This window comes from Pricia antarctica (assembly GCF_900101815.1).
Lineage (GTDB): Bacteria > Bacteroidota > Bacteroidia > Flavobacteriales > Flavobacteriaceae > Pricia > Pricia antarctica.
Map to the genome: position 1 here is coordinate 318,193 of NZ_FNAO01000002.1, position 23,952 is coordinate 342,144.

27 protein-coding genes are annotated in these 23,952 nt (G+C 40.9%); 26 read left to right on the top strand and 1 reads right to left on the bottom strand.

All coding sequences use genetic code 11. The features are described 5' to 3' along the window. Window positions 1-112 precede the first annotated feature (112 nt). From BLT07_RS04245 to BLT07_RS04320, 17 genes are all read left to right on the top strand, one after another. Entirely contained in the window at window positions 113-598 is a 486-nt protein-coding gene (locus tag BLT07_RS04245) for a DUF305 domain-containing protein (protein ID WP_091866112.1), read from the top strand. Window positions 599-717: 119 nt separating this feature from the next. Beyond that, window positions 718-2,529, top strand: coding sequence for an efflux RND transporter periplasmic adaptor subunit (locus tag BLT07_RS04250; RefSeq protein ID WP_091866114.1), 1,812 nt, complete (start codon window positions 718-720; stop codon window positions 2,527-2,529). Between the two features lie 67 nt (window positions 2,530-2,596). Then, a complete protein-coding gene (locus tag BLT07_RS20890; RefSeq protein WP_175455252.1) occupies window positions 2,597-2,761 on the top strand; it encodes a hypothetical protein in 165 nt (54 codons plus the stop codon). Between the two features lie 31 nt (window positions 2,762-2,792). Continuing rightward, a complete protein-coding gene (locus BLT07_RS04255; protein WP_091866116.1) occupies window positions 2,793-3,359 on the top strand; it encodes a helix-turn-helix domain-containing protein in 567 nt (188 codons plus the stop codon). A 229-nt stretch (window positions 3,360-3,588) separates the two neighbouring features. Beyond that, entirely contained in the window at window positions 3,589-4,155 is a 567-nt protein-coding gene (locus BLT07_RS04260) for a helix-turn-helix domain-containing protein (protein WP_091866118.1), read from the top strand. A gap of 83 nt (window positions 4,156-4,238) precedes the next feature. Then, window positions 4,239-4,559, top strand: a complete 321-nt coding sequence (locus tag BLT07_RS04265) for a four-helix bundle copper-binding protein (protein ID WP_091866120.1) — start codon at window positions 4,239-4,241, stop codon at window positions 4,557-4,559. 186 nt (window positions 4,560-4,745) lie between these two features. Further along, window positions 4,746-6,035 carry a PQQ-dependent sugar dehydrogenase gene (locus BLT07_RS04270; RefSeq protein ID WP_091866122.1) on the top strand — a complete coding sequence of 430 codons (1,290 nt, stop codon included), beginning with the start codon at window positions 4,746-4,748 and terminating at the stop codon, window positions 6,033-6,035. Between the two features lie 186 nt (window positions 6,036-6,221). Further along, entirely contained in the window at window positions 6,222-8,480 is a 2,259-nt protein-coding gene (locus BLT07_RS04275; protein ID WP_091866124.1) for a heavy metal translocating P-type ATPase, read from the top strand. Between the two features lie 23 nt (window positions 8,481-8,503). Then, a complete protein-coding gene (locus BLT07_RS04280; protein WP_091866126.1) occupies window positions 8,504-8,722 on the top strand; it encodes a heavy-metal-associated domain-containing protein in 219 nt (72 codons plus the stop codon). 50 nt (window positions 8,723-8,772) lie between these two features. Further along, entirely contained in the window at window positions 8,773-9,522 is a 750-nt protein-coding gene (locus BLT07_RS04285) for a M90 family metallopeptidase (protein ID WP_394331303.1), read from the top strand. 407 nt (window positions 9,523-9,929) lie between these two features. Then, window positions 9,930-10,424, top strand: a complete 495-nt coding sequence (locus BLT07_RS04290) for an asparaginase domain-containing protein (RefSeq protein ID WP_091866127.1) — start codon at window positions 9,930-9,932, stop codon at window positions 10,422-10,424. 257 nt (window positions 10,425-10,681) lie between these two features. Continuing rightward, window positions 10,682-11,365 carry a helix-turn-helix domain-containing protein gene (locus BLT07_RS04295; protein WP_245726445.1) on the top strand — a complete coding sequence of 228 codons (684 nt, stop codon included), beginning with the start codon at window positions 10,682-10,684 and terminating at the stop codon, window positions 11,363-11,365. Between the two features lie 302 nt (window positions 11,366-11,667). Then, a complete protein-coding gene (locus BLT07_RS04300) occupies window positions 11,668-12,501 on the top strand; it encodes an RteC domain-containing protein (RefSeq protein ID WP_091866130.1) in 834 nt (277 codons plus the stop codon). A gap of 320 nt (window positions 12,502-12,821) precedes the next feature. Beyond that, window positions 12,822-13,103, top strand: a complete 282-nt coding sequence (locus tag BLT07_RS04305; RefSeq protein WP_091866132.1) for a helix-turn-helix domain-containing protein — start codon at window positions 12,822-12,824, stop codon at window positions 13,101-13,103. 6 nt (window positions 13,104-13,109) lie between these two features. Beyond that, on the top strand, window positions 13,110-13,793 hold the full coding sequence (locus BLT07_RS04310) for a hypothetical protein (protein WP_091866134.1): 684 nt from the start codon (window positions 13,110-13,112) through the stop codon (window positions 13,791-13,793). Beyond that, a complete protein-coding gene (locus BLT07_RS04315) occupies window positions 13,777-14,439 on the top strand; it encodes a P-loop NTPase family protein (protein ID WP_091866136.1) in 663 nt (220 codons plus the stop codon). Before BLT07_RS04310 ends, BLT07_RS04315 begins: the two co-directional genes overlap by 17 nt. A gap of 2 nt (window positions 14,440-14,441) precedes the next feature. Next, window positions 14,442-15,563, top strand: coding sequence for an exonuclease/endonuclease/phosphatase family protein (locus BLT07_RS04320; RefSeq protein ID WP_091866138.1), 1,122 nt, complete (start codon window positions 14,442-14,444; stop codon window positions 15,561-15,563). Between the two features lie 302 nt (window positions 15,564-15,865). On the opposite strand, the gene BLT07_RS04325 is transcribed toward BLT07_RS04320, so the two are convergent. Next, window positions 15,866-16,510, bottom strand: a complete 645-nt coding sequence (locus BLT07_RS04325; protein ID WP_091866495.1) for an N-acetylmuramoyl-L-alanine amidase family protein — start codon at window positions 16,508-16,510, stop codon at window positions 15,866-15,868. 177 nt (window positions 16,511-16,687) lie between these two features. Here BLT07_RS04325 and BLT07_RS04330 point away from each other — a divergent pair, with 177 nt between their 5' ends. From BLT07_RS04330 to BLT07_RS04370, 9 genes are read left to right on the top strand one after another with little or no spacing between them, the layout of a single operon-like run. Beyond that, entirely contained in the window at window positions 16,688-16,975 is a 288-nt protein-coding gene (locus BLT07_RS04330) for a hypothetical protein (protein WP_091866140.1), read from the top strand. A 35-nt stretch (window positions 16,976-17,010) separates the two neighbouring features. After that, a complete protein-coding gene (locus tag BLT07_RS04335) occupies window positions 17,011-17,295 on the top strand; it encodes a hypothetical protein (RefSeq protein ID WP_091866142.1) in 285 nt (94 codons plus the stop codon). Then, window positions 17,282-19,678, top strand: coding sequence for a TraG family conjugative transposon ATPase (locus tag BLT07_RS04340; protein WP_091866144.1), 2,397 nt, complete (start codon window positions 17,282-17,284; stop codon window positions 19,676-19,678). The genes BLT07_RS04335 and BLT07_RS04340 overlap by 14 nt, the downstream gene beginning before the upstream one ends. A gap of 11 nt (window positions 19,679-19,689) precedes the next feature. Continuing rightward, entirely contained in the window at window positions 19,690-20,259 is a 570-nt protein-coding gene (locus tag BLT07_RS04345; RefSeq protein WP_091866146.1) for a conjugal transfer protein, read from the top strand. A gap of 2 nt (window positions 20,260-20,261) precedes the next feature. Next, window positions 20,262-21,104, top strand: a complete 843-nt coding sequence (locus tag BLT07_RS04350; protein ID WP_091866148.1) for a hypothetical protein — start codon at window positions 20,262-20,264, stop codon at window positions 21,102-21,104. 10 nt (window positions 21,105-21,114) lie between these two features. Then, window positions 21,115-21,729, top strand: coding sequence for a conjugal transfer protein TraK (locus tag BLT07_RS04355; RefSeq protein WP_091866150.1), 615 nt, complete (start codon window positions 21,115-21,117; stop codon window positions 21,727-21,729). 33 nt (window positions 21,730-21,762) lie between these two features. Further along, a complete protein-coding gene (gene traM, locus BLT07_RS04360; protein WP_091866152.1) occupies window positions 21,763-22,692 on the top strand; it encodes a conjugative transposon protein TraM in 930 nt (309 codons plus the stop codon). Between the two features lie 31 nt (window positions 22,693-22,723). Next, the gene (locus BLT07_RS04365) at window positions 22,724-23,557 is read left to right on the top strand and encodes a DUF4138 domain-containing protein (RefSeq protein WP_091866497.1); all 834 of its coding nucleotides are present in this window, start codon (window positions 22,724-22,726) and stop codon (window positions 23,555-23,557) included. A 7-nt stretch (window positions 23,558-23,564) separates the two neighbouring features. Continuing rightward, window positions 23,565-23,930: a hypothetical protein gene (locus BLT07_RS04370; protein WP_091866154.1), complete on the top strand. Its 366-nt coding sequence runs from the start codon at window positions 23,565-23,567 to the stop codon at window positions 23,928-23,930. Window positions 23,931-23,952: the final 22 nt, after the last annotated feature.

Genomic DNA, 23,952 nt, shown 5'->3' on the forward strand with positions numbered 1-23,952 from the left:
ATTTTCCTTGTTGGGGTTGATTACGGTACTAAACGGTTTTGTATAATGGTATACGAGCTAGCTAAGCATCATGAAAATAAAAAACTTACAATAATAACTAAAAATGAAAACCATGAATTCAGAAAAAAAAAACAGCAAAATGGACAATAACAACTACACGAAATTCGTATTGATGCTCGCGGCGTCCTTCATCGCAATGTACATTACGATGTATTTAAATTCCTATGAAATTGACCACGTCTATTTCAGTCTTACACGTTTCTATATGAGCTGTCTAGGTATTGCTGCAATGGCGATAATAATGTTCGTGGCAATGCGTAGTATGTATCAAAATAAGAAGAAAAACATTGGCATAGTTGTTGGCAGTATTGTTCTGTTTGTCAGCGCCTTGGGGTTAGTTCGAGCACAAGCACCTATCATTGGGGATGTGTTATGGATGAAAGCTATGATACCACACCACTCCATAGCAATTTTGACCAGTGAGCGGGCGGATATTCAAGACCCCGAAGTCAAAAAATTGGCAGAAGACATCATCAAAGCACAAGAAAGGGAAATCATGGAAATGAAGGCGATGATAAAGCGTTTACAAGAAAATTAATTTATGTTTTCGGAGATGGGCATTTCAAGAGATGTCCGGACAAGGAATTCGAGTTCATAAAAAGAAAATACAATCTCATCCCTAATTACCTAAGTAGTACGAATCTTAATTATTAGATCATGAAAAAAAATATCATTTACATCGGCATCTCCTTGATAGTAGGGCTATTGGCGGGCTATCTTATCTTTGGAAGTTCTTCCGCCGACGGAGCGGCAGAGAAAGACACATCGGACATGTCCGATAGTCATGACCATTCAGATGAAGCAGAAAATCAAATGTGGACCTGCTCCATGCACCCACAGATTATGCAGCCTGAACCAGGAGACTGCCCTATTTGTGGTATGGATTTGATCCCTGCCGAATCTGGGGCAGAGGGACTAAGTGCCAATGAAATTAAAATGACGGACAACGCCATGGCCTTGGCCAATATACATACCTCTACCGTTGGGTTGGGTGGTTCGGACGGGGGCTCACTTAAACTTTCAGGGAAGATTCGCGTGAACGAAGAGGCAAATGCCCTACAAGCCACTTATTTTGCAGGTCGTATCGAAAAACTAAATGTGAACTTTACCGGTGAGACCGTGGCCAAGGGCAACCTTCTTGCCACCATCTATTCCCCGGAACTGGTATCGGCACAACAGGAACTATTAACGGCCGCATCAATGAAAGCCTCCCAACCGGCCCTGTACAATGCTGTTCGTAATAAATTAAAATTATGGAAGCTGTCGGAGAGCCAGATCGACAAGATCGAAGAGGTCGGTAAAGTACAGGAGAATTTCCCTGTGTATGCAACGGTTTCGGGCACAGTAACCGATAAAATGGTGGAAGAGGGGGACTATGTTAAACAAGGGCAGCCTTTGTACAAAATCGCGAACTTAAAGTCCGTCTGGGCCGTTTTCGATGCCTATGAAAATCAGATATCTTCCCTGAAAGAGGGACAGGAAATCAAGGTCACGACCAATGCCTATCCCAATGAAGAATTTACCGCAAAAGTATCTTTTGTGGACCCACTTTTAAATTCTTCAACGAGAACGGTTATGGTACGGGCAGTACTCAACAATAAGAATGATCTATTGAAGCCGGGCATGTTCGTTGAAGGTACAATCGCCGGAGCCCAAACGCAAATGGAAGATGCCGTTGTTATTCCTGCAAGTGCCGTAATGTGGACGGGTGAACGTTCCGTCGTATATGTAAAAACCAATCCTGACGAACCCGTATTCGAAATGCGTGAAGTAACCCTTGGAAATTCCAATGGCGGAACATTTACAATTCTAAATGGGCTCGAAAGCGGCGACGAGATTGTGACCAACGGAACATTTACCGTTGATGCCGCGGCTCAGTTACAGGGCAAAAAATCGATGATGAATGCCGAAGGGGGCAAAACCATGACAGGACATGAAGGTCATTTGGGGATGCAGGAAGGAAGTAAAATGGAACCCTCCAATACTACGGACCACTCGGAGATGAAAAAGAGAATAGACGTTTCAAACAAGTTTCAAGGCCAGTTAAAGGAGGTATTCGAAGCCTATTTAAATGTCAAGAACGCTTTGGTAAACGATGACGGGGCGGTGGCACAAAAGGAAGCAGACCAAATGGAAGAGAGTCTGGGAAAAGTTGATATGAAATTACTAAAAGACAAGGAGGCCCATAATCATTGGATGACGATTCAAAAAGAACTCAAAGCTTCGTCCAATGCAATGGCAAGCACTTCGGATATCAAGGAGCAGAGAGGCCACTTTAAACATCTCTCTGCCCACATGATCAGTAGCGTTCAACTTTTTGGGGTCAATCAAAAGGTATACAATAACTATTGTCCAATGGCAGATAGCGATAAGGGAGCCAACTGGCTAAGTATCGAAAAAGAGATTCGTAACCCTTACTACGGTGAAGCTATGATGACCTGTGGAGAAATCAAAGCTACTTTGGAGTAAAGAATTTGGGGAAGGTGGATATCCGATTTAGGTCTTGTCTGCCAAAATCTTTAAAAGGACGTAGAAGATGAGCGAGAACAGAAGGAAAAGAAGAAAGGACAAGAGAAACAAACAAAAGCCCAATATAGATAGAAAAGAAAAAACCTATGGAATATTTTTTATAGTATTACTTTTCGTTTTGGCGGTATTCTTGGTCTTTTACTTTGCTTTCAAGGGTATCAGTATTCGCTGAAAACTATTTCCATAACGAGAAACCGGTAAAAATGATCAACACCATTTATATAAAAAACATGGTCTGCCCTAGATGCATTAGTGCGGTCTCTTCCATTCTTAGAAAACTTGATATTCCCTATGTTTCCGTTAGGTTGGGAGAAGTCGAATTGAACTCGGTACTTGGGTCAAAGAAAAAATTGGTTTTTTCCATTCTACTTGAAGAATCGGGGTTTTTTCTTATCAACGACCGTAAAAGTCAGCTTATCGAACAAATGAAAACTTTGGTGGTCAATAAAATCCACTATTCTTCGGACGAACAGGATGTTAAATGGGCGGATTATATAAGTTCAAAGCTACATCTCGACTACAAATATTTAAGCTCCCTTTTCTCATCGGTCGAAAGCATCACTTTTGAGCAATATATCATCATCCAAAAGATTGAGCGTATTAAAGAATTATTGGTATACGATGAACTAACTCTGAGTGAAATTGGCTTTAAGCTGAATTACAGTAGCGTTGCCTATTTGAGCAACCAGTTCAAGAAGATAACCGGCATGACCCCTACACAATTCAAGAGCTCGGTCAAAAAAAATCGCAAGTCATTGGACGAACTTTAGTTCGTTAGCTAAGGGCTTTCATATCAAGAACCTAGATTTTCCTTTCTGCTACCCATAAGTATCTTCAAATTCCAAATGGGTCAAATATTCAGGCTTTATAGGTCATGAAATTTCAAGTTAGACTTTATCTTGGTTGAACCTTTAAATAAAATTTCGCGGTTGGATTCCCCCGTTGTATTGAGAAACCCAAAACCTCCAAAATTTGTTTGTCAAGGTATGTATAACTACTATGGTCAAAAAATTATTTATACAAAATATGGTCTGCGATAGGTGCATAAAAGTACTTAGAACTGAATTTAGGACAGAGGGTATAGAGTTGCTTGAAATTGAGTTGGGGCAGATAAAGGTGTATATCGAAGATGTATCACAGTATGAATGTCTACTAAATATTTTGGAAAACGATGGTTTTTCAATAATTGATACCCCGGAGAAAAGATTGACGGAAAATGTGAAAATCGAGTTAATTCATATTTTGAACCGATTGCCGTTTGGGCTTGAAGAGAGGTTATCAAGGTATCTCTCAAGAAAGTTGCAACAGGAATATTCTAAAATAAGCAAAGTATTCTCCCTTACTGAAGAGATTACCATCGAAAAATATTTTATCAAGTTAAAAATTGAAAAGGTCAAAGAACTCATTCAACAACAGGAATACAATTTTACCGAAATAGGCCAAATGCTCGATTATAAGCATCTAAACCATTTGAGCAGACAATTTAAAAATGAAACAGGAATGAGTTTAACAGACTATAAGGCAAACCAAAAGAACTGTAGACATTCACTTGACAAAATTGTATAAGTATTAACCATAATTATGACACAACAACTACCTATCAAAACCTATATTCGATTAAATTTAATATTAACTAAAATTAAATATGTATGAAAAATTCAAAATTAATCCAAGCATTGAACAACTGTGTGGCCCATTGCAATTATTGCGCAGATGCCTGTCTCAGCGAAGACGACATTAAGATGATGGTAGACTGTATCAGAACGGATAGGGCTTGTGCTGAGATCTGTGGCGCAACTGCAACCTTGCTTGCGTCAAATTATGGGGATGTAAAAGGTATGGTAGAGCAGTGTCGTGACATTTGTAAAAAATGTGCGGATGTGTGCGACAAGCACGATCATCAGCATTGTAAAGAATGTGCGAAAGCCTGCAAAGAATGCGCGGATGCTTGCGAAACGTTTCTAGGGTAAATCCAATAAGCCCTTCCCATTGATATGGGGAGGGGTTTTTTTTTCAGTTTTATTATAGAAGACATTAGGTCTTTATGTCCAGCAAATGAGATTTTCCATGTTTAATTGATGATTTAACGGCCAATTGAAGACTTCAATAAAGTATTGTAACGCTATTTGCAAGAGATACATAAAACCAAGATTTTTATGAAGACATCATTTTTTATGGCATTGGCTATTTCTTGTCTTTTTTTGGCAACGGCCCGAGCACAGACCGTAGATTCGCTTCCACCGATATCCGCATCAAAATCCTTTTCCAATTATTCCAATGTCAAAGGTTGGCCCGAAGGTAGAACCCCTAAAGCTCCTCCCGGTTTTATCGTGACAAAATATGCCGAAGGTCTAAAGAATCCACGGTGGATGTATGTTACCCCCAATGGCGATGTGCTCGTTGCCCAAAGCAATTCAAACTACCCGCTATGGAAAAAAATAGGTGCATGGTTCATCGGCGCGTCAAAATCGAAAAGCTTTAAGAATAGTGCCGATCTGATAACTTTGCTTCGCGATACCGACATGGATGGGTTTCCTGACGAGCGAACTGTTTTTCTAGAAAAGGAACTGGATCAGCCCCTGGGAATGCTTGTGCTAGATGATTGGTTTTATGTGGCCAATACCAACGGATTGCTACGTTTTCCATATGAGCCCGGTCAGCTACAAATATCCGGTCGGGCTGAAAAAATCACTACGTTACCGGCTGGAAAGGCCAATCGGCATTGGACGCGAAATATAATTGCCAATGAAGAAGGCTCGAAAATATATATTGCTATCGGTAGCGGTTCTAACATTGGCGAGAAAGGATCGGAGGTGGAATTTATGAAAGCCAATATTCTGGAAGTTAATCCCGATGGCTCCGGAATGAAAGTGTTCGCATCGGGACTACGTAATCCAGTAGGTATGGATTGGAACCCCATAACTAGAGAATTATGGACGGCGGTCAATGAACGTGATGGACTAGGGAATAACCTAGTTCCCGATTATTTGACGAATGTGCAAGAAGATGGATTTTACGGATGGCCCTATGTATACTATGGTCAAAATAAAGACCCTAGAGTCGATTGGATCCCTTCGACCGAAATAGAGGAAACACTTTTGCCTGACGTAAATCTTGGACCCCATACCGCATCTTTGGGGCTGAAATTTTACACCGGCGATTCTTTTCCGGATAAATATCGAAACGGTGCTTTTGTCGTACAGCATGGTTCTTGGAACAGACAGGTTTTATCGGGTTATAAAGTGGTTTTCGTACCGTTTGAGAAGGGAAAACAAGCTGGAAAACCTGAAGACTTTCTTACCGGTTTTGTGGTTGACGGTAAAAAGGACGAGGTATTTGGCCGACCGGTCGGTGCCGCTGTACTTCCCGATGGTTCCATGTTGATTACCGATGATGTCACCAATACGATTTGGAGAATAAGCTGGGGCGGTACAGGCAATGAGTGAGCAGTGCTATGACAAGTTGTATACTTACTTCCTTGTCCATCTAGTTTTCTGCAAGGAACCAAAATTAATAACTAGAACTGTTCCTATTAAAGACTTTCCAGAGAATATTACAATTCTTTCGGCAAATTCCATAACTATTTTAAGGTAGCTATTCTGAACTTTGTACAAAGCGTTTCAGAAAAAATTATGGAAACCATAAACCTAATAGAGCAAGAGAAACTAGCCAAGAAATCCGGCAACAAAAAGACATTTCCCGTTACTGGAATGACATGTGCCGCATGTGCTTCAAGTGTGGAGTCTATATTGGTCCAGACAGAAGGCGTTTCAAAAGCGAGTGTAAATTTTGCAAATAGTTCGGTGCTCGTGGATTACGATGGATCAATTACGGATGAAAATCTGCAAAACGCGCTCAGGCAAGTTGGTTATGACATCATCATCGATGAAGAAAATCCAGGCGAGGTTCAGCAAGAACTTCAAAATAAGCACTACCAAGATATAAAGAAACGGACCATTTGGTCTGCCATTCTTACATTGCCCATTTTTGTATTGGGTATGTTCTACATGGATTGGGTTCCCGGTCGTTGGATTTCCCTGGCATTTACCGTCCCTATTCTTTTTTGGTTCGGGCGCAGTTTTTTTATCAATGCCTTCAAACAGGCAAGACATGGCAAGGCCAATATGGACACTTTGGTGGCACTGAGTACGGGAATAGCCTTCCTCTTTAGTGTTTTCAATACGTTTTTCCCAGAATTCTGGCTAAACCAAGGAATTGAGCCCCATGTATACTACGAAGCTGCTACCGTGATAATTACGTTTATTTCCTTGGGAAAAGTGTTGGAAGAAAAGGCAAAATCAAACACTTCTTCAGCGATTAAAAAATTGATGGGGCTGCAGCCCAAGACGCTTAAAGTCATCGAGAATGGGGAAGAAATTGAAATCCCGATTTCATCCGTACAGGTAGGCCAGACCATTTTGGTGCGTCCTGGGGAAAAGATTCCCGTTGACGGTAAAGTATCAAAGGGGAATTCGTTTGTGGACGAAAGTATGATTACGGGGGAGCCGATTCCCGTGGAAAAGGTTAGAGGCGAAAAAGTATATTCGGGAACCGTAAACCAAAAAGGAAGTTTTCAGTTCGTCGCTGAAAAAGTAGGAGGTGAAACCTTGCTTTCCCAAATCATAAAAATGGTTCAGGAAGCACAGGGAAGCAAAGCGCCCGTTCAGAAATTGGTCGACAAGATAGCTGGGATATTCGTACCCGTGGTAATGGGAATTTCTCTAATTACATTTATCGTTTGGATGTCGATGGGTGGTGAAAATGCATTTTCCCAAGCTTTATTGACTTCAGTTGCCGTATTGGTCATTGCCTGTCCTTGTGCCCTAGATTTGGCCACCCCTACCGCGATAATGGTCGGGATAGGCAAAGGTGCGGAAAACAACATTCTTATTAAGGATGCCGAGAGCCTTGAGCTTGGCCATAAGGTAAATGCGGTCATACTGGATAAAACTGGCACAATAACCGAAGGAAAACCTGTGGTAACGGACATCCTTTGGAGCGATGATACGATGCATAGGGACAAGTATAAAAGGATATTGCTTGCCATAGAAGCCCAATCCGAACATCCGTTGGCGGAGGCAGTCGTGTCCTATTTAAAATCGGGGAATACTACTTCGGGGGATGTTTTAAATTTTCAAAGTATCACCGGAAAAGGGGTGCAGGCGGAAATACGGAATGATTCAAAATATTATGTGGGAAACCGCAAGCTTCTGATAGATAATAATATCCGTATTGAGCCTTCCCTGAACCAGCAGGCCGAAAGTTTGGAGGATGAGGCGAAAACCGTGATATTTTTTGCAGATGGCAAGCAAGTACTGGCAATCATGGCGATTGCCGATAAAATTAAGGCAACTTCGAAGAATGCCATAGAAACATTACGTGAAAAGGATATAGAGGTATATATGTTGACCGGGGACAATGATAAAACAGCGGCCGCAGTAGCCAAGGAAGTTGGCATACAGCATTACAGATCCGAGGTACTTCCTTCCGACAAAGCGGAATTTATCGAAGAACTACAGTCCCAAGGTAAAATCGTGGCCATGGTAGGCGATGGCATCAACGACTCCCACGCTTTGGCGCAGGCCGATGTGAGCATTGCCATGGGGAAAGGTTCCGATATTGCGATGGATGTAGCAAAAATGACCTTGATAACGTCCAATCTGCAATCCATTCCAAAAGCATTGGAATTATCAAAGAGAACTGTATTGGGCATCCGTCAGAACCTGTTTTGGGCCTTTATCTACAACATTATCGGTATCCCTATTGCGGCCGGGGTTTTATATCCTATCAACGGATTTTTGCTGGATCCCATGATTGCCGGGGCGGCAATGGCCTTTAGCAGTGTATCGGTGGTGGCCAATAGCTTACGATTAAAACGAGTAGAACTTTAATATTAATCATAAATTCAAATACTATGAAAACTTTAAAATTTAAAACAAATATCAATTGTGGTGGGTGTGTATCGAAAGTAACTCCATTTCTTGACAGGCAAGAAGGGGTCAATGCCTGGAAAGTTGATACCAATAATGCTGACAAGATTCTAACTATAGAAAGCAACGGAGCCACAGAAGATGAGGTTAAAGCTACATTGCAGAAAATAGGGTTTAAGGCGGAAAGTGTAAATTCAAATTAAGGACTATTCCATTGAATTCCGTCAGTATATTCTATACCCTAATTTTTGGATTGATTCTCCTTCTAATAGCTTATTCAATTTCGAGAATAGGAAGAAAAAAGGAGGAGCCCTTTCCGAAGCATTGGCATTCTTTGTTAGAGAAAAATGTTCTCTTCTACCATAACCTTTCCAAAGGGAGACAGGTGGTTTTTCAACAGCGGATGATGCAGTTTTTAAGCGAGGTCTATATAGATGGAGTACAATTGGAATTGCAGGAACTTGATAAAATATTGATTGCTGCCAGTGCCATAATTCCCATTTTTGGCTTTGAGGAATGGCACTATACCAATTTAAGCGGAATTCTGTTATATTCGGATTATTTCAACGGAGACTTGGAATTTGACGGGAACGGAGAATCACGGAACATTGCGGGTTTAGTGGGAAATGGAAGATTTGAAAAACAAATGATTCTATCCCGAAAGGCGTTGTACCACGGCTTTGAGAATTCCAATGATAAAAGTAATACGGCCATCCACGAATTCGTACATCTTATAGATAAGATGGATGATTTTACGGATGGTATTCCTGAAAGGCTACTGAAACACGGATATACGATTCCATGGCTGAAACTGATCCATAAGGAAATGGAAGCGATAAATGATAATCATTCCGATATTCGAAAATATGGTGGTACTAATGAGGCAGAATTTTTTGCCGTGGCTTCAGAGTATTTTTTTGAGCGCCCTGATTTATTGGAGAAAAAACATCCTGAACTCTATAAAATGTTGGTGCAATGTTTTAAGCAGAAACCTGCTATTTAAATTAAGTATCCTATTGGATTACATAGATAATAGGGTATTCTAGAAGTTAAAACGCTTGGGAGCTTCAATTTGAAAACCTTAATTATCACTACGATTCGTTTGCAAATAGCGCTATGACTTCTATTTTTAGGCAGGATAGGCTATGAAATTATACCCATTGGCCCAAACTAAACTTTGGATCATCTTATTAGTACGTCCTGCCAAGTTCCCGGCAACAAGTACTATATCTAAGTAGTAATGAGAATTTAAAGACTATCTTTAATATCCATCGAAAAGGAACTACCCGAGGCACAGCCTTCGAAGTATCTAACGGAAGAAAGTTTTGACATTTTATGAAAACCATCCGTTTTCAAACTTTCCTCAAACACCTCCGATGCAGAGCATCGGGGAATTCTAATTTAATTTAAATGAACATCCACATAATTACCACCGGAGGCACTATTGAAGGTATAGATTATGAGGGGGAAGTAAATCGGACCCAAGAAGGCCAGGTTTCAATAATCGACTTTTTGGACACGGCAAATGTTTCATTTCAATATACCATAGAAGAGGCTTTTAAAAAAGACAGCCGCCTTGTATCAAACAGAGACAGAGAACTTTTAGTTGATAAGATAAGAGCTGTCGATTCGACTAAAATTTTAATTACCCACGGTACTTTCACTATGGAAGATACGGCCCAATATTTGGGCAAACTCAACTTAAACAGAACGATTGTTCTCGTAGGGTCTTTTGTTTCAGGTTCATCCCCTAATACCGATGCACCCTTCAATTTAGGTTACGCAATTAGCTCAGTACAATTTCTAAAGACCGATGTTTATGTTGCCATGAACGGAGAAGTCTTTCATTGGAGTAATGTTACGAAAAATTTGGAGACGAATAAATTCGAGCGTGGAAATGAATAGGATAGTAGCAATGAAAAGGATATATGTTTGGCACTTCGATACATTGGACAACGTTCTTCTATCTTTTGATAGATACTTTCCTGTTGGTAATAGCTTGTGTCCAATCTTCTAGAAATCGTTACACAAACCTAAACAGATATTTAGTACTGGCGGGATTATTCGTTTTATATAACCTGACGGGAGGTTTCTTGCCGTTTGACGGTTTCCCCGGACCATTCATTCTTCAATACGTCATTACATACGGAGTTGCCATTACCATGGGAATTTTTCTGTTCCATTATATTTATAGGGAATATGACATCCGTATTTTGAATGTCCATTTGACCATAGCGAACATCTCCATTTACGGTGCGCTATGTTTTTTCGGATTATTTCTTTTGCCCTATTATTTTACCGGGTCTCTCGATACGGCCAGGGTGTGCTTCACGGTTCCCGTATCGCTAATTTGTCTGTATTTTTTATGGGCGTTTTACGGAAGGATATCAAAACCAAAAAATCCGAATAAGTTCGTCTTACGCCGTAACAAGCTTTCCCTTCTGAGCGTAATTTGTATGATACTTTTGCCAATGTTGACCTTGATCGGGGACTACCAGTGGTTGACATTTACGATAGTCAATACCTCGTTTTATGCCATAACAGCAATAGAGATCGACAGGTATCTCTATTTTTTGGAGCACAAGAAAAAAATGAATGCGCTGTTAAACTATTACAAAGCTGAAAGAAATAAAGAAATAGCACCGAAATTCTTTACTAGGGGCTTGACCGGAAGGGAAATCGAAATGGCCATGTCAGTGTTGGACGGGAGGTCATACAAGGAAATCGGAGATGAATATTTTATTGCTGAAAAAACGGCATCCAAACATGCTTCGAACATTTTCAAAAAAATGAGGGTAAAAAATAGAACTGAATTTATGGAGCGTTTTGGCAAAAAAAAACTATAGACTCAAAATTCTCCCTTCCCTCTTAACTATTGATTATTAGACAGAAACAAGAATTACGTATTAAAATACGTTCTAGCCCGTAGTCATTTACGTACCAATTTCAAGGTTTCTCATAATTGTACTTCTTATCTTTAAGTACCAAACCCTTATGCAAAAATAGTATAATGAAGAACGAGGACATCATTGACCATTCCCTCAATATTGAACGGCATAAAGAATTGGATTTTTGCAGGCCACCTAGCTGACTTTCTTAAATTTTTCTTCCATAAGCAGTTCGTATCAAACTGGTTCAATGGAAGACTATGGAACTACAATCACTATCCGAAGAACTACTCGAGGAACTGAAAGAAATTAAGATTCAGAATCAGGAAATTATAGAACAGGCATTCCTTTCAATAGAGGTATGCCGTAATTTATTGAGTAGATACAAAAAGGAAATTTTAAGGGAGGGATTCGAATCGATTGAAGATGAAATTTTTTTCTTCAAAACGACAAAACAAATTCCCTTGGTACAACTGATTTATTTTTCGGAAATACATTCATTTGAAATCCAATTCCCCAAAGCGGACAGGGAAAGCCAAAGAAAGTCCATTAAGCGAAAAATCGACAAACTCAATCGTTTCTTTCTCTATAATCTGGATTTTGGCCGGTATGTGGATTCAGGTGCGACCCACTTCGACAAAGAATATTTTACAAGGGATTATCTGGCAACCTTCCATATTACTACTTCTAAATTCTATTTTCAAGATCCCGAATTCTGTACGCCGAGGGATATGTTACTGGGCAAATACCAGGCGTATAATTCCTTTGTTGTCTATTTGGACAGCAGACTATTCAAACTTGAAAACTCCCTGAACGGAAATTTGGTGCTCGATCCGTTGAATAAACTTCATTGGCCGTTCAGCAATTCTGACTATGTAGAACTTTTATATGCTTTATGCGCCAAAGGGCTAGGTAGGCAGGATAATCTAAGTATAATGAAGGTATCCAAAAGGCTTCAACAAGTTTTCGACTTTACACCAAAGGACATCTACAAAACCTTTCAAAGCCTCAAAGGACGGAAAAACAGTCGGACATTATTTCTTGACGAATTGGCTACGTCCCTACTTCTGGAAATGGACAAGAGCGAAGAATAATTCTCTAATTCTACCCTTCCGCCACCTTTTTAAATTATTAAAAAAGGACCGTACTACGGTCGACCTACGGTCCTTAAGTTTTACATCATATCTTCATTTAATTTGGTTCGATTTTGGGTGCATATCCAACTTTACCAATCTCCAAACCCTACAAAACACACCAAAATTCAAGATGTTAAATTTTGACCGTACTACGGTAGTACTGGGGAAGAAAACCCAATAATACACTTCAAATTTGTAGAACGAAAGTCAAATCCTGCAAAGGGCTATTAAATTAGTTGACAGCGATGCGATAGCCCTTTTTTTAAAACCGTTCTACTATGCCGACAAGCATCATTACAACAGACGACCTTCGGGATTTCAAATTGGAATTGCTCGATGACATCAACCAATTATTGGCCCAACACGCCACGGTAAAGCTCAAAAAATACTTGAAATCCTCGGAAGTGATGGATATGCTGCAAGTAAGCCCGGGCACCTTACAGAACCTACGGGTCAACGGTACCTTACCGTACACAAAGGTTGGTGGTATCCTCTACTACGATGCCGAGGAAATACAGTCCGTGATGACGGCCAATCGGGTACAAAACAAAATCCATTAGGGATGTATGAACTACATAAAACACCTAAATGCGGTCTTTCAGCAATTTTCGATGGATTCCCGATTGAACCCGACCCATATAAGCCTATATCTGGCCTTGTTCCAGTTCTGGAACATCCACCGCTTTCCCGAGGTTTTTTACATCAACAGGGAAGAAGTGATGGCGATGGCAAAAATAGGGTCAAAAGCGACATATCATCGATGCCTAAAAGGATTGGACAACTGGAAATATATCTATTATCTACCCTCCCATAATCCCTACAAAGGTAGCCAGATCAAGATGCTCAAATTCGGTACAAGTGGTGGTACAAGTACTGATACAAGTAGTGGGACAACTCCTGGTACAAGTAGTGAACAAGTAGTGGGACAAGCATTAGTACCTTATATAAACATTAATAAACAAATAGAAAACGATTATAAACATAAGCTACCCAAAAATGAAAATGAGGTTTTGGATTTTTTCAAAAAAAAGAAATGGCCGCCCATTGAAGCAAAAAAGTTCTTCAACCATTACACCTCGATTGGGTGGAAAATCGGGGGAAAGATTAAAATCGTCGATTGGCAGGCCTCGTCCGAAAACTGGATGCTAAAAGCTGCCGAAATAAAAAAACAACAAACGGAAAACGAACTGTCTCAAAAACGGGACAACCTAAAAACCAGTACAAACAAGGACTATGGACAACCCCTCTAAAATCATCGAAGGTGGTGTAGAATATTCTATCGGAAAATTGGATGGTAAAAACGTGCTCTACGACTTTGACAAAATTCTGATTTACTTGAATGCAAAGGGAAAATTGCTCTTTGGCAAACATTTCAAGCTTTACGACGGGGATACCGACACCATTCGCAAGCTATGCCACTATTTTATCAAGGATAAGGATAATTGTCAAAAGGACGACATAGACCCGGAAAAGGGAATATTACTTTCCGGTCCAGTGGGCTGTGGCAAGACCAGTTTGATGAAACTGCTAAAATATTTGGTTCCCCTACAACGACCGTACTTGATGGCACCTTGCCGGAATATAGTTTTTGGTTTCAACCATTTGGGCTATAAAATAATCGAGGATTATGGCGATAGTAGCCCTATCTGTTTCGATGACCTGGGCGTAGAGCCACTGGGTCGCCACTACGGCAAGGACTGCAACGTTATGGGCGAAGTACTGCTCTCACGCTATGAGCTGTACTTAATAACCAAAACAAAGATCAAGACCCACGTCACCACCAATCTCAATGCAGAGGAATTGGAAGAACGCTACGGCAACCGCGTCCGCAGTCGGATGCGGGAACTTTTCAATTTGATAGCCTTTGATAAGAATACTAACGATAAACGTAAATAGATATGAAAATTGCCACTTTCAACATCCAGAACCTGTTCCACCGGGACAGAAGCCTTATAGCAAAACCTTATGGAAAATGTGTTACCGACTGGGTCAATGAACTCGATGAATTGATGCTGGGAAACAACCGCGTGTCAAACAATACAGAACGAATACAAGAATTGGCGTTCCTCTTAGGCTTCGACAAAACATTTGACGTTCCCTATGCCGTAATGCGCAAACGGGCGGGATTCCTTTTCTTGAAAGGAATGGACTATTCCAAAGAACTGAAGTCCGGGGAACTTACCGATTGGAACGGATGGATAGCTTTGCAGACCATACCGTTGGATCCGATGGCCGTGAACAATAAAGCCAAGGTCGTTGCCGAAGTCAATCCGGATATTATACTCTTGCAGGAAATCGAGGACAGGGCTTCGTTGGAAGAATTCAATGCCCAACTGTTGCCCGAATCCGATGGCGAACCGTTTCAGGAAGTTGTAGTCTTTCAAGGCAGCGATAAGCGGGGTCAAGAAATGGGTATATTATTAAAAAATGGCTACAGAGTTAAATCAGTTAGAACTCGTTGTTTTGATTTGGGAGATAACCCCAATCCAAAAAAGGAATTCTTTCAATACGAAATCGATACGCCGTCCCTTCAAACCATTTGGCTGTTGGCCGCCCATTTACAGGAAGAAACCAAGGACAAGGAATTATCAGATGCATTACGCAAAAAGGAGGCTCAACAGATTGCTGATGTTTATAATGAACTTTGGGAAAAAGGAGAAAGAAATATCATAGTTACCGGAACATTGAACGCTGTATCATATTGCGATTCGCTTTCGCCATTATTCCGAGATACCAAAATGAAGGATGTCACCAGACACCGATCGTTCAAAGCGGATAACGACGAGGGCAGGGACGCTGCTTATTTCCGATTGGGCGCATACCGTTTAGGGGTCAATATCAGACAGAAAGATTATCTTTTGCTTTCGCCTAACCTTTTCTCGAAGGTAGCTAATAGCGGATTGAATCGTAAGGCGGTATGGCCAGATAAAAAACCTATGTGGTCGATTTATTCATCCATTCACGACAAGAAACAGGCCGCTAGTGAGCATCCTGCAATTTGGGCGAAAATTGATATTTAAAACCTAATTTTTAGTTCCGTAAAAGGTGAATTACCGGAACTACTAAAAAGAACGACAAATGGAACTGGCAACGGATTTCTTCTAGTGGTTCTTGAACTGTCCCGTAAAACGGCCGTGGCTGTTGCAGAAGTGGTTTGTGAGTAAGGTATCGTGAATCGAAAAAAGTTTCTTCACAAAAGGATGGTCTTAAAACTACTATCGGCCGTTTCGACCAAACCACTTCTTCAAGGTTTTAAAGAATTCCGAGATTAATATTCTCAGGATGACTTTTAGATTGACGAAAACTACTTCAAACAACTCTCTCATCTCTTTACTTTTCGATTTTTAAACCACTCAGAAGCGACAACGCAACCGCGAGAACATTTTTCATCCTCGGTCAGATGTTGCGCTTCATCCAGATTGGACAAAAAGCCCAATTCCACCAATACCGTAGGGCAGTAATCCACCGTTTCCCGTAGCACTTGAAAATTGGCAAACTTCACGCCCCTACTTTTGAGACCGATATTTTGTTTCATTCCTTTTTGAAGTAGGTATGCCATAAGGATGGATTCTTGCAAGTGTTCGCCATATCTCGGCACATAGATTTCCACACCTTTGGCATTTGGATTACCGGAATGATTAAAATGCAATGAAACGAACAGGTCGACATGTAAACTTCTTGTCCTTTTTGCCCTATCCCCCAATGAAATAAGAGTATCTGAATATCTTGTCAGATAAATTTCATAGGATTCGCCTAATAGGTTTTCATTGAGAACTATTATTTTTTTCGCAATTTTAAGCACCATATCCTTTTCCTGAATCCCGTTGATTCCGATTGCACCGGAATCGGTTCCACCGTGTCCAGGGTCGATTACGATAACAGTTTTGGCACCACCTTTCGATTGGCCAATACTGTCCAATGGCATCAGCCAAAAAACCAGACTTAAAAAGAGAAGAAATCGAACCATAATATTTGCTTTCTCTACACAATTTTCAAAGAATTCCTTCAATCCCTAAGAATCTTCCAAAGTTTAACAGGATTTCGAGTTAAAGTTTGGGGATTTTCCTCCCTCAGCTTCTTTTCATAATAGATTTCGCAAAGTTTATTCATCAACGCCCTCATCAGGCATCAAAAACGAACAGTTATGAAAAAATCAATTCCTATGTTGACAGGGCTGCTGCTTAACGCAGCACCCGCCTTTGCGCAGATCGGTGGTATCGAGGATTCGGTAAACGAGGTTTCCGACACCATCAGGACCATCTTTCCGATTATTCTCGGTGTCATCTTTCTAATCGGTTTCCTGTTCAACGCAGGGCATTTCTTTGGGGAAAATGCCGACCTCAAAAAAGGGATTACCCGTGTTCTCATCTTCGTACTTATTGCAGGGGCGGTCGTGGGCATCTTTACCTACCTAATCTCAATCGTAGTCTAATGAACCCTCATCGAGGGCTTTATTAACCAAGCTGTATGAAGAAATTCGAGGTCTATAAAAACATCAGAAAACGGGCGGTCATTTTCGGGCTGCCCATTTCGCTGTTCGCATTAATGATGATTTCCATTATTGCTTCGCTCTTGGTCATCATCTTTTCGTTCAGTTTCGGAATCATAATCGGGGTCTTGGTATTCAATTCAACCCTGTTTATCGCTTTGACGCGAATGGCGAACAATCCGCATCTTTTCCAGATGGCAAAAGTTTTCCCAAAAATCATCAGTAACAAAAGAAATTCCGGCTTCGACTATGAAGAAGATTGACCTATCGGCATATCGACCCATCACGGATATTCAGGACAATATCATATTTGCCAATAATGGCAATGTAGTGCTATGCTATGAAGGAATATTGCCCGAAATCTATTCCCTATCGGAAAAGGATTTTGAGGAAATACACGGGGCTTGGTTTCAGGCATTAAAATCTTTGCCTGTCGGCTGTGTGGTTCATAAACAGGATATCTATTTGAAAAAGTCCTATTCTTCGGAACAATTACCCAATGAAACTTTTCTGGCAAAGGCTACCCACGACCATTTCAAAGGGCGTGAGTATATGGAACACCGCTGCTTGCTGTTCTTTATCCTGACCAGAAACAAAGCGTTGAACAGCCCCAAATACGTCAATCCCTTTCGGAAGGTTTCAAAGGACATCGTACAGAAATTGGACGATAACTTAAACAGCTTTATAGGTTCGGTCAGTGATTCGGTGTCCTTTATCAACAACAGCAGAAAGATGGAATTTGTTCCGCTCAAAGCGCAAGAAATCCAAAGCTTGACCAGCAGCTATTTTAATGGATTCCATGAGGATTTCGACACCGATATTCTATTGGAAAAGTCACATGTCAATATCGGCGAGAACTATTTTGATGCGTTGGCCGTCAATAGTGAACTGTGCTTCGGCGAAAGCGTACAAAGCAGTAAGACCAATGAACGGTTTACTTCGGATGATTTTGTTTTCCATCAGGGCTTTATCGACGGAATCGGGCTGACCTTAAACGAAAACCACATCGTCAACCAAATTCTATATCTGGACGATAAACAGAAGTGGCGAAAGCTACTCGATAAGAAAATCGAGGAATTGAACAAGAGTTCCAATTTTGGTTCGCAAAATAAGGTGGTACTAGGAAAAATCCAACATATACTTGACCAGATCAATGCCGATGACAATGCCAGGATTATCCGTGGCCACTTGAATATTGTCTTCTGGGACAAGAACCCGGAGAATCTAAGTCGCCTTGGCTCCAAAATCAGGACGGAGTTTAAGGAACTTGATATCATCCCATACTATCCGAGGGGAGAGGAACGCAAAAATTATATCCTGAACAGCTATTGCTGCTTTTCATCGAACTTCTCGAATGCCGATTTGTACGTAACCGATCTGAAACACGCCCTGTGCCTGTTCATCAACAACACAAACTATAAATCCGATGCCACCGGAATCATCTTCAATGACCGTGAACACAACATTCCGGTTCTGAAAGATGTCTGGGACGAAAGGAAGAAACGTATCAAGGCACGGAACTTTGCCATCTTCGCCCCTACCGGCGAGGGTAAATCCTTTTTGGCCAATAACATCCTGCGCCAATATTTCGAAAGCGGTGTACGGCTTGTCATCATCGACCTGGGCGGTTCCTACACCAAATTTGCCAAACTCTATCCGGAAAAATATACCGTGCTCAGATATGAGAGCGGAAAAAACTTGGATATCAATCCCTTTTACATCAGTAACCAGGATGACCTGACACCGGAACGTTTGGAGGATTTGTCGGTTTTTCTATTTGAACTGATCGCTTCGGATTTAAAGGTTACCAAGGCACAATCGGTTTCAATCAAAAAGATACTCCGATACTATTATCAAAGTATCCCCGAAAACCACTCCTTGGATGGCTTTTACAAGTTCATAGAAAACAACAGGAATGACCTCTTGAAAAAATTGAAAATCCATTCGGACTATTTCAACATTACGAACTTCCTGCACATCATGTCGGAGTACGTAGGCAATGGACTTTACAGCTTCCTATTTGAAGTGAGCGAAGACCAGACCTATAAAATCGAGGACAAACGATTGATTGTTTTTGAACTGGACGAAGTAAAGGACAATAAGGAAATCCTGTCCGTAATGCTCAAATTGATTAAGTCGGCCATCCAAAGAACGATTTGGAAGAACCGCGAGGAAAAAGGCATCATCCTTTTCGACGAATTTGCCAAACAATTGAAATTTGAGAATGTACTGGAAAGTGTCGAGTTCTACTATCAAGCAATCAGAAAGCAGAACGGCGCGATAGGCATCATTCTTCAGTCCATCAATCAGCTTCCGAACAATCCGACATCCGCTAGCATATTGGAAAACACTCAGGTCATCTATAGCCTGAACAATGAAAAGGGATATGCCGAACTGGTCAAACGGCTCAACCTATCGAGCCACGATCTGAATCAATTAAAATCTATCAAGAACAATCTTTCGGGGCCACGGAAGTACACCGAAATATTCATTAAAATAGGGAAGGAAAGCAACATTTTTCGCCTTGAAGTTCCGAAAGAAGTTTATGCGGCCTATCTCACGGATGGATCGGAAAGCGAAGAAATAATGAAGCTCTACGAGCAACATCAGGATATGGAAAAAGCAATCACGGAATATTCATCTTAAATTAAAATACTATGAAAACAAAAATTATAATTGTCGCAATGGCACTCTTTTTCAGCTTGAACATCAAGGCCCAAGGTGTGCCGGTATATGACAACACTAATTTTATCAGCCTGATAAAACAGCTATTTGAATCGGGCAAGCAAACTGCAAACCTTATTAAAACGGTCAAGTTTCTAAAGACCCAAAAGGAGAATCTCGAAAAGGTGAATAATGTAGTCAAGCAGTTAAAAGCCGTGCAAGAAATAGGTCGAAACAACAAACGGCTCATTAATGTGGTGCAAAATGATTTAAGGGATATTCTTGATTCCCCATATATCAAACCGGACGAGGTTGCCCGTGTATCGGAGTCCTTTAATTCCATTGTAGAAAATTCATTGGAAACGATGGACTTCATAGACGAAATTCTGTCCAGCGACTATCTGAAAATGTCCGATGCAGACCGTGCCAGAGTGTTACAGGAAAAAGAAATGCAATCCAAAGAAATGGTCTCCAACATTACGATAAGAACCAAACGGTATCGGGATATTATATCCTTTAGGAAAATGCAGGATATGATCAATAATCGTGAGACAAATTACTAATAATGACTGGTACCATCATTTTGGGAATAGGCTTGGAATACATTGATACTGTATTCCAGACCATACAGAATAGCGACTTCTCGCAATACACCATTGCGGGAATGAAAACACTTGCCGTGCTGTTTTTCTTGGTCAATATTCTCAAAAAGTACAATGAGGGCATCGCGGATAAAGATGGGTATTCCTGGGGGTTGAGTCCTGGAGAACTGGCCAAGAACTTTGCCGTAGTGCTTTTGGTCATTTTTTCGACCCAAATATTAGGTTTTTTTGACGGCATTCTGGTAGCTATCGAAGGTCAATATCGTGGCATGGCACCCGCACTTTTACCACTTCAAATGCAAGACTTGCCTCTTGAAGAAGAAGTAGGTCTATTGGATGCTGCGAGTATGGCGATGACATTGCTCTATGAGGCCTTGGTCACGCCGCTCTACGGTTTCAAGATATTTGCTTTTGTTATAAGCGTATTCCTATGGATTCTTGACCTCTTTATCTATCCGCTGTTTCTTGCGGAGCGGTTTTTTCTTTTGGGCATAATGCAGGCGTTTTTCCCATTGGTCATAAGCTTGGCCGTATTTGAGAAGTTCCGTTCGCTTGCCTATAATTTTTTCAAATTGTACGCTGCGGTCTATATGCTCGTTCCAGCGTTCTTTCTGGTCAACGTATTTGTCAACGCCATTTATACGGAAATCAATACCAATTTCTGGACGAACCTTTTCGGAACCGAGTTCGGGCAGGGCTTTTTTGCACCCGTTGTACAGCTGGGGTCGGTAGGCTTTATCGTTTTCCTAAAATTCAAGCTGTACAGACGTGCCACTTCTTTTACCCTAAGACTTTTTAGCAATTAAATCCCATCGAATGAAAACACCTTACAAGAATATATACGCTGTCCTAAAGATGAATCGCTTTATCGTGCTTGCCGTAATAATATGTGCAACACTTTCAAGTTTTTTTTCGGTATGGATGGCATTTAGCATAAATAACAAAGCGATGAACAGCGCATTTGCAATAAACACCGATGGTTCTATAATTCCGCTCAAACTGATTGCCCAAAAGGAAAATTTCACGGTCGAGGCCTTGGCACATCTTGAACTGTTCCATACCTACTTCTACAATATCGATGCGAGCAATTATGAAAAGAATTTAGAAAAGGCGCTTTGGCTCGGCAATAGTTCTGTTGATAATCTATATCGTCAGAAAAAGGCAGATGGGGTTTACAACAGGTTGCTGCAATATTCCTTGGTGCAGAAAGTGTTGAGCACCGATTCCCAAATCGAGGAAAAGAATGGAAAGTATGCCTTCAGAACGGTTACGGTCTTTGAAATTAACCGTGGTTCAATAATCGATACTTACGAACTGGTATCCACAGGCAATCTAATTACCGTGGACCGAAACTTTCCCAACAATCCCCATGGGCTTTTGATAACGAATTATTTTGAGAACACCTTAAAAAAACTAAACGATGAAAGTTGAAAGTCCATGATGGGCATTTAAAAACTCACTCTTATGAAAATAGAAAAAAATAAAATAGTATTTGCCGCAGTGCTTGCCACCGTGCTCATATTCCTGATTGCCTATTCCGTAATGATAATGGGCGATGATGAAAGTGAAAATGATAACCTCGAACAGACTCTAATACCGGAACTTAACGAGGAACAGAAAGAATACGACTCTAAACTGGATGCAGTTAACGATTTAAATGAGGTGCGGGAAACCAATGCGCCGAGCATCTATGATGAAAAATTGATGGATTCCCTTGGCTTCTATGATCCCGATCTGGAAGAAAAGGAAAAAAAACGCATTGTGGATAGCATCTATGAAACCGGACGGATTAAATATTCGGATAAGACATATGACAATATAGGTGCAAAAAAAGTGTTTGCATCGGTTGTCGAAAAAGTCGATTCGGTGGAAATCAAGGCCGAGCAAATAATCAAAGCCAAGGAAATGGGTTTGGAACACCAGTTGTTCTTTGCCTCTGCGCCGCTTAAAAACGAGGCTTCGATTTCAGGAAATACCGATGCTGTCATTTATGCTGTGGTCGATGGCGACCAGATTGTCAAGGTCAATTCCCGTTTACGGATGCGGTTGACCGAAACTGCCATTATCAATGGGAAGTTGATTCCAAAAAATACGGACGTATTCGGCTTCATCAGTTTCCAGCCCAACCGTGCGCTTATCGAAATCGAGAACATTGAGCATCATCCCACAAGGTTAAAAGCTTTCGACCTTCAAGACGGTAGTGAAGGAATCTATGTTCAAAACAGCTTTCGGGCAGAGGCCACCAACGAAGTTCTGGACGATATTATTCAGGATATCAACATACCCAGCGTGCCTCAAGTGGGAAGTATAACTAAAGTCCTTCGCCGCAATAACCGGAACACTAAAGTTACCGTACTCAACAATTACAAACTTATTTTAAAGCCTAAATTATGAGCCCATAATGGGCATTTTAAAATTCACTCTTATGAAAAGATATATATTTATTTCTGCCTTTGTTCTGGTTTCAGCTTTCGCGAACGCGCAACAAATCCAAGTACTCGATACCATTTATGCCAACGACCAAAAGAACGTTGCGCTGTTCTTTCCCGAACCTATCCGGCAAGGGATAACGGGGTCAGATAATTTTATATTTACCTATAATCGGGAAAAGGAACAGTATTTCGGATTGTTGCAAGCCAAGCCCGGAAAGGAAAGTAATCTACTTGTAATCAACAGAAATGGTTCGATTTTTTCGTATATTGTAAGGTATAGGGAGCGGCTGAAAAATTTAAACTATTTTGTTCCGAAATCAAGTAGCATAGGTAACGAAAAGCCTATGGTTATTGATTCCACCGGAATAATCGAACCGGTAGAGCAGATTGGAAATAGAAAGTATTACTATCAAAAATTCAGCTCATACTTATTGGGCCGAAACCAAAGAATCGGTAGGATAAAGAAACGAAACGAAGGTATCGTTCTAAGTATTCAAAATATTGTTTTTGATAAAGATGAACTCTACTTCGTTATCCAGATTGAAAACAAATCCACTTTGGATTACGATTTGAAGTTCCTGAAATTCTCTGTCCAGACCAGACAGAAGGGAAAAAGGAAATCTCTGCAAACGCTGTATCAAGAACCGCTCTTCATCCATAACCGACCGACCAAAATAGCTGAAAACGAGACCGCAAGGTTAGTTTACGTGATGCCAAAATTCTCGATAAGCGATGACCGAAGGGTCATTTTGGAACTTAACGAGAGCAACGGTGAACGAAACGTAGAATTGAAGGTTTCGCATAAATATATCAATAATCCAAATTAAGAATGCTATGAAAAATTTAATCGTTTACTCACTCGTACTGCTGTTTTTTGCCTGTGCAGGCAATGTAGACTCAGCTCCTGCCGAAACCGCTAAAATCGTTGCCGAGAGCTTCTACAAAGGCGATGAAACAGCCCTAAAGCAACACACCACAGCGGAAGGCTATGCCAATTTCAAGAATCTAATGGCGATGTTCGCAAAAAGCGAAAATTCAGATTCCAATTTCAAGGTCATCGAAGAAACTATGGAAGGCGATGTAGCTTGGGTCAAATATTCAACTTCCTATGATAAGACACCGGGCGTTTTCAAACTGGTTAAGCAGGATGGCGACTGGAAGGTTACGGCAAGACGGCCCAAAGAGAAAGTGCCTTTTTAAAATTGCCTATTGTTAGGGAAGG

Coding starts and splice junctions, on each gene's coding strand:
- BLT07_RS04280 (WP_091866126.1), top strand. CDS start 8,504: ATGAAAACTTTAAAATTTAAAACAAATATCAATTGTGGTGGGTGTGTA.
- BLT07_RS04250 (WP_091866114.1), top strand. CDS start 718: ATGAAAAAAAATATCATTTACATCGGCATCTCCTTGATAGTAGGGCTA.
- BLT07_RS04260 (WP_091866118.1), top strand. CDS start 3,589: ATGGTCAAAAAATTATTTATACAAAATATGGTCTGCGATAGGTGCATA.
- BLT07_RS20890 (WP_175455252.1), top strand. CDS start 2,597: ATGAGCGAGAACAGAAGGAAAAGAAGAAAGGACAAGAGAAACAAACAA.
- BLT07_RS04255 (WP_091866116.1), top strand. CDS start 2,793: ATGATCAACACCATTTATATAAAAAACATGGTCTGCCCTAGATGCATT.
- BLT07_RS04350 (WP_091866148.1), top strand. CDS start 20,262: ATGACTGGTACCATCATTTTGGGAATAGGCTTGGAATACATTGATACT.
- BLT07_RS04310 (WP_091866134.1), top strand. CDS start 13,110: ATGAACTACATAAAACACCTAAATGCGGTCTTTCAGCAATTTTCGATG.
- BLT07_RS04270 (WP_091866122.1), top strand. CDS start 4,746: ATGAAGACATCATTTTTTATGGCATTGGCTATTTCTTGTCTTTTTTTG.
- BLT07_RS04325 (WP_091866495.1), bottom strand. CDS start 16,510: ATGGTTCGATTTCTTCTCTTTTTAAGTCTGGTTTTTTGGCTGATGCCA.
- BLT07_RS04330 (WP_091866140.1), top strand. CDS start 16,688: ATGAAAAAATCAATTCCTATGTTGACAGGGCTGCTGCTTAACGCAGCA.
- BLT07_RS04370 (WP_091866154.1), top strand. CDS start 23,565: ATGAAAAATTTAATCGTTTACTCACTCGTACTGCTGTTTTTTGCCTGT.
- BLT07_RS04335 (WP_091866142.1), top strand. CDS start 17,011: ATGAAGAAATTCGAGGTCTATAAAAACATCAGAAAACGGGCGGTCATT.
- BLT07_RS04355 (WP_091866150.1), top strand. CDS start 21,115: ATGAAAACACCTTACAAGAATATATACGCTGTCCTAAAGATGAATCGC.
- BLT07_RS04305 (WP_091866132.1), top strand. CDS start 12,822: ATGCCGACAAGCATCATTACAACAGACGACCTTCGGGATTTCAAATTG.
- BLT07_RS04345 (WP_091866146.1), top strand. CDS start 19,690: ATGAAAACAAAAATTATAATTGTCGCAATGGCACTCTTTTTCAGCTTG.
- BLT07_RS04295 (WP_245726445.1), top strand. CDS start 10,682: ATGGGAATTTTTCTGTTCCATTATATTTATAGGGAATATGACATCCGT.
- BLT07_RS04290 (WP_091866127.1), top strand. CDS start 9,930: ATGAACATCCACATAATTACCACCGGAGGCACTATTGAAGGTATAGAT.
- BLT07_RS04365 (WP_091866497.1), top strand. CDS start 22,724: ATGAAAAGATATATATTTATTTCTGCCTTTGTTCTGGTTTCAGCTTTC.
- BLT07_RS04275 (WP_091866124.1), top strand. CDS start 6,222: ATGGAAACCATAAACCTAATAGAGCAAGAGAAACTAGCCAAGAAATCC.
- BLT07_RS04265 (WP_091866120.1), top strand. CDS start 4,239: ATGAAAAATTCAAAATTAATCCAAGCATTGAACAACTGTGTGGCCCAT.
- BLT07_RS04245 (WP_091866112.1), top strand. CDS start 113: ATGAATTCAGAAAAAAAAAACAGCAAAATGGACAATAACAACTACACG.
- BLT07_RS04300 (WP_091866130.1), top strand. CDS start 11,668: ATGGAACTACAATCACTATCCGAAGAACTACTCGAGGAACTGAAAGAA.
- traM (WP_091866152.1), top strand. CDS start 21,763: ATGAAAATAGAAAAAAATAAAATAGTATTTGCCGCAGTGCTTGCCACC.
- BLT07_RS04320 (WP_091866138.1), top strand. CDS start 14,442: ATGAAAATTGCCACTTTCAACATCCAGAACCTGTTCCACCGGGACAGA.
- BLT07_RS04340 (WP_091866144.1), top strand. CDS start 17,282: ATGAAGAAGATTGACCTATCGGCATATCGACCCATCACGGATATTCAG.
- BLT07_RS04315 (WP_091866136.1), top strand. CDS start 13,777: ATGGACAACCCCTCTAAAATCATCGAAGGTGGTGTAGAATATTCTATC.